5 protein-coding genes, 1 tRNA gene, 1 rRNA gene and 1 pseudogene are annotated in these 7,138 nt (G+C 41.7%); 3 read left to right on the forward strand and 5 right to left on the reverse strand.

Annotated features, from left to right (window positions below; all coding sequences use genetic code 11):
- Positions 1-147: 147 nt before the first annotated feature.
- Entirely contained in the window at positions 148-1,698 is a 1,551-nt protein-coding gene (locus tag V7K40_RS29725; RefSeq protein ID WP_334966174.1) for a GMC family oxidoreductase N-terminal domain-containing protein, read from the forward strand.
- A gap of 678 nt (positions 1,699-2,376) precedes the next feature.
- Here V7K40_RS29725 and V7K40_RS29730 read toward each other — a convergent pair.
- Both V7K40_RS29730 and V7K40_RS29735 read right to left on the reverse strand, forming a co-directional pair.
- Positions 2,377-2,448: transfer RNA gene (locus tag V7K40_RS29730), tRNA-Gly, on the reverse strand.
- A gap of 170 nt (positions 2,449-2,618) precedes the next feature.
- On the reverse strand, positions 2,619-3,224 hold the full coding sequence (locus V7K40_RS29735; protein WP_334966176.1) for a sporulation/spore germination protein: 606 nt from the start codon (positions 3,222-3,224) through the stop codon (positions 2,619-2,621).
- Between the two features lie 135 nt (positions 3,225-3,359).
- Here V7K40_RS29735 and V7K40_RS29740 point away from each other — a divergent pair.
- Positions 3,360-3,544 (forward strand): annotated as a pseudogene (locus V7K40_RS29740) (response regulator); the annotation flags it as partial.
- Between the two features lie 14 nt (positions 3,545-3,558).
- Here the strand turns inward: V7K40_RS29740 and V7K40_RS29745 are convergent.
- From V7K40_RS29745 to rsmA, 3 genes are all read right to left on the reverse strand, one after another.
- Positions 3,559-3,888, reverse strand: a complete 330-nt coding sequence (locus V7K40_RS29745) for a DUF3082 domain-containing protein (RefSeq protein WP_334966177.1) — start codon at positions 3,886-3,888, stop codon at positions 3,559-3,561.
- 85 nt (positions 3,889-3,973) lie between these two features.
- The gene (ispE, locus tag V7K40_RS29750; protein ID WP_334966179.1) at positions 3,974-4,927 is read right to left on the reverse strand and encodes a 4-(cytidine 5'-diphospho)-2-C-methyl-D-erythritol kinase; all 954 of its coding nucleotides are present in this window, start codon (positions 4,925-4,927) and stop codon (positions 3,974-3,976) included.
- A 100-nt stretch (positions 4,928-5,027) separates the two neighbouring features.
- Positions 5,028-5,852 carry a 16S rRNA (adenine(1518)-N(6)/adenine(1519)-N(6))-dimethyltransferase RsmA gene (gene rsmA, locus V7K40_RS29755; RefSeq protein ID WP_334966181.1) on the reverse strand — a complete coding sequence of 275 codons (825 nt, stop codon included), beginning with the start codon at positions 5,850-5,852 and terminating at the stop codon, positions 5,028-5,030.
- Between the two features lie 1,200 nt (positions 5,853-7,052).
- Here rsmA and V7K40_RS29760 point away from each other — a divergent pair.
- A 16S ribosomal RNA gene (locus V7K40_RS29760) occupies positions 7,053-7,138 on the forward strand; the annotation flags it as partial.

Raw genomic sequence — 7,138 nt, forward strand, 5'->3', positions numbered from 1 at the left:
ATGTAGTTTCCGCTCATGACGATACTGGACTAGCTAACTTGGACTTATTCTTTTAGTTGAGAGACAAAGAGAAAATATTGCAGTCATAGAACTATATGATCAAAAAAGTATTTTTCTAGGAATTTTGTGATTAACAAGAAGAATATTATGAGTAAATATGATTATATTGTCATTGGTGCAGGCTCGGCGGGCTGTGTTGTCGCCAATCGTCTAACAGAAGACGGTAAAACTACTGTGTTATTACTCGAAGCAGGCAATCCGGCTAACTTACCAGAGCATCAAGTTCCTTCAGACTGGATAAAACTATGGGGCACTGAAGCGGACTGGGCATATTTTACGGAAGAAGAACCACACTTAAATAACCGCAAAATCTATTGTCCGCGCGGGAAAGTCTTAGGTGGCAGTAGTTCGATCAACGCCATGATTTATATTCGAGGCAGTCGGCATGATTATGACCACTGGCAGGAGTTAGGAAATCCGGGTTGGAGTTACCAAGATGTGCTGCCATACTTCAAGAAATCTGAAAACCAGCAGCGTGGTGTATCAGAATTTCATGGGGTTGATGGATTATTGAGTGTGACAGATCCCATTGCTCCAGGCGTAACATCACAAAAGTTTGTCGAAGCAGCGGCTGCACTTGGCTATGGGCACAATCCTGATTTCAATAACGTACAACAGCAGGGAGCCGGACTTTATCAGTTGACAGTCAAAGATGGTAAGCGACACAGTACGGCTACGGCATTTCTATTGCCAATTCTTAAACGCCCCAATTTAACAGTCACTACTAGTGCATTAGTGACTCGGTTACTGTTTGAGGGAACACGCACTATTGGAGTGGAGTATCTGCACCAGGGAACGATACACCAAACTTTTGTGAATCAAGAAGTGATTCTTTCTGCTGGCGCCTTCGATTCGCCCAAACTGCTGATGCTCTCTGGGATTGGGAATGCAGAACAGCTGCGATCACTAGACATTCCTGTAGTCATTGATTTGCCTGGTGTCGGTCAGAATCTCCAAGATCATCTTCAAGTTGTCGTGGCACACCAAGCCACTCAGGATATGCAACTTGCCCCAACTAGCAATGTCGCAGAAGCTGGATTGTTCATACATACTGAAGAGCGTTTAGATGTTGCACCAGATTTACAGTTTCACTTTGGCCCTGTTTTGTGGGTACATCCTGCTTATGCCCGCGAAGGCCCAGGATTCGGAGCTTCAGTCTCTGTGACTAATCCCCAAAGCCTTGGTAGTCTCACTCTGCGTTCTGCTTCTCCCAAAGACTCACCGATAATTCGGATGAATTATCTTCAAAGTGAATCCGATTTACAAAAGCTGCTTGCTGGGATCAAAATTATTCGAGAGATATTCCACTCAGATGTATTTGATCAGTTCCGAGGTGAGGAAGCTGCTCCCGGTGCTGATCATAAAAGTGATGAAGCACTCCTAGCTTACATCCGGGAAACCTGCAACACTATATATCATCCTGTCGGCACTTGCAAAATGGGAATAGACTCCGATTCAGTGGTAGATTCCGAACTGCGGGTACATGGTGTTGAAGGGTTGCGTGTGGTGGATGCTTCAATTATGCCAACTATCACTACGGGAAACACCAACGCACCCACAATTATGATTGGCGAAAAGGCAACGGATTTAATTAAAGCTGCTAATCGGGTTCTATACGCAAGTGCTGTTAGCAATTAGCCCAGACGCAGAGCGGCCTGTCGTCAGACATCGCTCTGCCTAAATTTACTTAAGAATCCGATGCTCGAGCAGACTATCTGCATCAGGGTGGATTGTAGCCGGAGAATTTCTAAGCATTGCAATTATCTTTGAGGGTATTCCCCAAACCCAAGCTTTCTTGTCTACGAATCCCAGTCCTAACCTAGTACCGCAAGGCGGAATCAAAAATTAAAAATTAAAAATTAGGCGTTGCATAAATGCGGGATGAATTAGCGGTTGAAACCATTGAAAATTCCTTCTAAATTGGGCAAAATCATCCCATGATTCAGCAACGCCAAAAATTAAAAATGAATACAGCATAAGGGTTTCGTTGATTTGGAATGGTTGGCTTATTTCCGTCGTGTTGTACTAGTAAATCAAGTAATGGTTGAAGCATATATTTAAGGTGATTTCAACTAGAGGCAATCTATGGCCAGACTTTCACAACACATATCAACAGCGATCGCATGGTAGGAGTCGCTACCTTATCCCAATAGAAATATCAGTCTATTGAACCTCGGCGCTTTATCGGCAACTTGTAGTATATCCAGTCTAGTAATGATCTCCGTAGGCCAATACGCCTAGTGAAGTCTGGCTGAACAAACTCATCGGCTGTACTAACGGCAGCAATCACATAGGTAGCTTAGATTCTTATTTTAAAGCGGGCGATGGGACTCGAACCCACGACGATCACCTTGGGAAAGTGAGATTCTACCACTGAATTACACCCGCGAATTGCTGCCATAAACTTGGGGCTATAATGAATTATACCACTATTTACAACTGTTTTCAATTGGCTAGAACATACGCTGTTTTGGCAACTGCTGATGTATGAGTCCTGTGGCTGTTCATATTGGGGAATTTTTTAGCTAGCTGATGACGGCACTTACTCCCATATTTAACTAAAGAACAATGTCCTCACCTCGCTCGGTGAAGCGAACCTCTTTAATATTCCATTGGGCATTACTCGTTAAGGTTTTGCGGAGACTGCCAAACAGAGCGAACTGTTCACAACTAGAAAGAGAAGTTATTTGCCGCTTTGACTCAGGAGATATTCGCAAATCAACTGTAGCAATGCCATTTTTGATATTGACACGATACCCAGATAAGCTAAAGTCGCTTGTATCTCGTTTTTCTAAGATTTTACCCACTACATTTTTCACTGGTTCCTTGGCTGGTATTGAAACCTTTTCTGGAATTAGTTTTTGGCATTGAGTATCACTTGTGTATAGTGTGACTTTGGTAGTTTTGCTAGTAGCAGCTTTAGAAGTTAGTGAGGAAGGCGTATTTTCTTTAGGAGATTCTTGATTGGAAGATTTTTCTCTCAACTGAGCTACGCTAGGAATTTGGCTGGGAGTCTGAGACGATAAGCTATTCGTCGGTGTTAGGGTAGGGGATGGCGTTCCGCTATCAACATTACCAACTGTGGGGTTAGAACTACAACTGCTGAGGCTGACAACCATTGCCATAAAAATAATGGGTAAAAAATATCTCTTGGTTGTGTTCATAAACTTTGCTTACAAGTGATGTTGCTGCTATCAATTTCAGTGTTGCTGGTATCAATTCCGCATAAATTTGTGAATATAAGCCAGTCTATAAAGTGTCAACCTAAAATCTGTTAAGGTCAAAGGTTATACTATACACAGATTGCTATTGCACTGGGCGATCAAAATGCGTGTGATTTCTCTCGCCAGTTTCGTCAGCACCACGGGCTTTCTTTCAAAACTTGAAGAAAACAGCAACAAATTTTTCAGCCTTCAGAAGCGCGAAGCTACAATTGCTCAAAAATTGTGGTTCGTTAGAAAAACTTGTGTATTTAGGTTGCTGATTAAAAGCAAATTATTAGTTTTCACTACTTTTTTGCTTAGTCAACTCCTGTACTAATAATTGCACACCCAAAGCCAACAAACCAATTGCTACTATACCAAATATCCCGCTTCCTAAAGCAACTACACCAACAACCAGAGTCCGAACAGCAGAAGAAATCTTCACCACCAATGGATTAATTGAATGGATCGGTTTAGTAGCGAAATTTGTGGCGATCGCAATCATCAGCGAATACACTGCATATGCCATTCCTCCAGAAATCACCGCCCCAGTTAAACAGCGTAACGGACTCGTTGCCGACTGTATTTTAGTATCCGTTTGTGGTGTTAAATTTTGCTCACTCATACCATTTTAGATTTTATATTTTGGATTGGGTCATGAGGAATAATTCTTGCTTATTCCCTATACTTCATTAACGAAAAAGAATTATTTAAACAGACGATGCCACTTTAATACCATGTGTGATTGTTCGAGTTACAAACAATTCTAAGTCCTGATCAAGAATTGCTTCCCTTACTTGCAGCAAAACTAGTTCTGCTTGCTGTTGAGACTCAAAAAGAGCAAATACTGTTGGCCCAGAACCAGACATCATTGTTCCTAAAACGCCTTCTTTATTTGCGAATACTTCTCGCAGTTGCAAGACTTGGGGATAGGCTGGCAATACCACGCGCTCTAAATCATTGTGCAGTTTTTGGGCAATTTCTCCTGCATTTTTATCTAGGACAGCTTTTACTATTGTTCCTGAATGAACTGCATTAGCACGCGCTACCAAGTTATCGCTATCTCTAATATAAGAATTACCAAACTGCTCTCGATAGGTTTTGTATGCCCAAGCCGTGGAAACTTCCAAACTGCGGTATTTCCCCAATACTACATATATATTATCTAAACTCGGCAGGGGAGAAAGTTGCTCACCCCTACCTGTTGCGATCGCAGTTCCACCCGCTACACAAAATGGTACATCTGAACCAAGTGTGCCTCCCAACTCCTCTAATTCTGACTGAGTTAATCCCAATTTCCACAGTAAATTTATCCCTATCAACACAGCTGCTGCATTCGTCGAACCCCCAGCCAACCCAGCAGCTACAGGAATCTGCTTATTGACGGTAATCTCCACACCCCCATATTTGGCAAAGGCTTCGGGAAATTGCCTCGCCATTAATTCTGCTGCTCGGTATGCCAAATTACTTTTATCGGTCGGTACTTGTGGGTGGTTGCAGTGAACACGGATGCTGTCAATGCTGATGGAACACAGATCAATTTGGTCTGCAAGTCCGATACTTTGAAGTATCATGGCTAACTCATGATAGCCATCAGGACGATTGCCAATGATTTCCAGATACAAGTTGATTTTGGCAGGGGCAATTAGGCTGTAGGAACGCATTTTGAAAGTTAAAAGTTAGGGGTTATGGGTTGCTAGTTGTGAATGGGTGAATTTTGGGTTTTGAATCAAAGTAATCATCTACATGTTCACTCTTAACTCCTCACTTCTCACTTTTAGCTCCTAACTCATTTGCTAGGATTACCCATTGCTGAACACTGAGGTCTTCGGCTCTGGCTTGGGGATTTATTTTTAATTGTTCCAGTAAGTGAATCAGGCGATCGCGTTCAATAACAGATTGCAAATTATTTCGTAACATTTTGCGCTTGGCACCAAACCCCAACTTTAAAAAGTTCTCTAACCGTCTTGGGTCAAGTGCTGCTATTTCTATTTTTCGGGGACATAATCGTACTATTGCAGAATCAACTTTTGGCGGTGGATGGAATGCGACCGCTGGAACGGTGCAAATTAACTCACACTCAGCCAAATACTGTACCCGCACGCTCAACGCTCCAAAGGCTTTTGACCCTGGTTTAGCATACAACCTTTCTGCTACTTCTTTTTGTACGAGTAACACTATTGAGTCAAATGGTTCGGGATTGGGGTTGGCGATCGTACCCAGTAGTTTCTCGATGATTGGCCCTGTAATGTTGTAAGGAATATTGGCTACTACTTTATTTGGCTTTTGGAAATTGGGAAAGGCTGCTAGATGAGATGGTAAATCCAGGGTGAGAAAATCGCCTTGCAGCAGTAAAAAATTTTCAGTCTTACCCAGTTGCTTTGCCAATAGTTCGCATAAGTCGCGGTCTATTTCAACTGCAACCAGAGATTGCACTAGGGGTAATAAACGACGAGTCAGAATGCCGGTTCCGGGTCCAATTTCCAGGATGCGATCGCTTTCTGTACACTCTGCTGCTTGAATAATCTCGTCGAGTGCCTTTTCACTTTTGAGCCAATGCTGAGCAAAGACCTTACGCGGTCGGATCATCTGTATTTATTGCCTAGTTTAGTTTTTACCTTTTTATCAAAAATTCATTTGTTTAGAGTCAATGGGCGATATTACCTGCCGCACTTCTCTGTTCAATCTAAAATTTGTACCAAGGGAGGTTTTTTTAAAGTTCATTAGGGCTGGTATTAGTCATCTGTGTAACCTTGTTCTACTTTGTCTTCTTATCGTCTGGTTATCTCCAAGCAATACGCTTTGTCCTACCGAAGTCAGGGTTTCTCTGTCTGGTCTTGCCTACTTAGGTTTCGACCAATTTTAAAACTTAATTATTACTTTTGACTAATTTTATTGATTTTATATTGACACAAAGATATTTTTATAGATTTTAAAAAGCAAAGTATCCCTTTTTTTATTCCAGGGCTGTTTCATCCTTTAAAAGTCCCTGATTTATAAGCATGTAATAAAAATCAGCTGGTTAAAAAATATGATTGGACAATTATCATGGCGATCACACTTAGATTTTTGGAGTTATGGCAATAATTTTTCTTTGTCCTACTTCTTTAAATTTCTTCCTGATAATTTTGATAAAATCCGTATCTTTACCTACCTTATCGATTGTGAAATCCTTCTACAGCGCTAGACTCACTGTAACGAACCTTACCATGAACGGCTGCCTATCTTCGTAACGGTGTCAGTACCCCAACCCTTTAAAGGTTAGGGGCTGGAGGTTAGGTTTCGCTCTCTTGTTTTCCATATCTTGTGAAAGGTCAGATACAGTTTGGCCATTTGGATTCGCGATAAATCCCTCCAGCAAGACTGACCCCTGTCTTGTTAAGATAAACACGATCTAAATACCCTAACCTGGATTAGATGGTGTTTAGGGGACACTAACTATTAATTTGCACCATTACAACATCAGGATTGAGCCAATTATTTCCGTTTATCTCCTGCTGCTTAACCTATTTCCCTGAAAGTACTGCCAGTCAAGCAATTTGTCCTATTAGAAAAAAGATTGTTTTACCCCTTGACAAACTAGAGAAAGACTAGCTACTCTAGTTAAGTGCGAAGGCGAAAGAAGCCAACGACGCGCTGAACCTAAAAAACATAATACTTTGAAAGCGTAAGAAATAACCAATCCTCGTCAAATAGATTCTCTCTTTGGTATTTACCAAAGAAATAGTCGAAATTATAACTAGGATTCCGAGAAATAGATTTTTCGGAGCCACAAACTCTAAACACAACAAAACGGAGAGTTTGATCCTGGCTCAGGATGAACGCTGGCGGTATGCTTAACACATGCAAGTCGAACGGTGTCTTCGGACACAGTG

Source organism: Nostoc sp., from assembly GCF_036917195.1.
In the GTDB taxonomy this organism is placed as follows: Bacteria; Cyanobacteriota; Cyanobacteriia; order Cyanobacteriales; family Nostocaceae; genus Nostoc.

Excerpts from the sequence above, each read along its gene's own strand:
- V7K40_RS29725 (WP_334966174.1), top strand. The coding sequence starts at position 148 with ATGAGTAAATATGATTATATTGTCATTGGTGCAGGCTCGGCGGGCTGT.
- V7K40_RS29735 (WP_334966176.1), bottom strand. The coding sequence starts at position 3,224 with ATGAACACAACCAAGAGATATTTTTTACCCATTATTTTTATGGCAATG.
- V7K40_RS29745 (WP_334966177.1), bottom strand. The coding sequence starts at position 3,888 with ATGAGTGAGCAAAATTTAACACCACAAACGGATACTAAAATACAGTCG.
- ispE (WP_334966179.1), bottom strand. The coding sequence starts at position 4,927 with ATGCGTTCCTACAGCCTAATTGCCCCTGCCAAAATCAACTTGTATCTG.
- rsmA (WP_334966181.1), bottom strand. The coding sequence starts at position 5,852 with ATGATCCGACCGCGTAAGGTCTTTGCTCAGCATTGGCTCAAAAGTGAA.